The sequence below is a fragment of the Paenarthrobacter sp. PPS72 genome, assembly GCF_048537125.1.
Taxonomy (GTDB): domain Bacteria; phylum Actinomycetota; class Actinomycetes; order Actinomycetales; family Micrococcaceae; genus Arthrobacter; species Arthrobacter nitroguajacolicus_E.
Genome location: NZ_JBLYIE010000095.1, coordinates 1 through 450, shown reverse-complemented (window position 1 = coordinate 450; position 450 = coordinate 1). Strand labels below are relative to the sequence as shown.

At 68.2% G+C, this 450-nt stretch carries 1 pseudogene; it reads right to left on the bottom strand.

Annotation, left to right across the window (positions count from 1 at the left end):
- Positions 1 to 450, bottom strand: a pseudogene (locus tag ACLRGI_RS23230) (HNH endonuclease signature motif containing protein); the annotation flags it as partial.

Here is a 450-nt window from a genome sequence, read left to right as displayed (position 1 = left end):
GTCCAGGGCGGTGCTGATGATCGTCGCCGCCCTCGAAGGCACCAGCGCGGCTCCAACCGCTTCGGCCAGGACCTGGCGTCGGGCAGGGATCTCCTGCCCGGCCATTCCTGCCTGCGGAAGGATCTCGGCGGCGAGGGTCAGCCGACGCCGGGCCTCGCCGATGCCGATCCGCAACCGTGCCCGTAAGAACTCCGCCGCGTTCCGGTACCCGTCATCCAAAGGGCTCGCTGTTGACCCGGCGCCCAGCGCACCGGAACCCGCGCCGACCATGAAACCCTCATCAGCCATGAAACCCTCGTCGGCCTTCAAACCCTCGTCGGCCTTCAAACCCGCGCCGGCCTTCAAACCCTCATCAGCCATAAAACCCGCGTCAGCCTTCGAACCGGCGGTGGATCCGGAGCCGGCCTCGCCCATGGGAGGCGCTGCGACAGTGGAGCGTGCTTCAGCAGG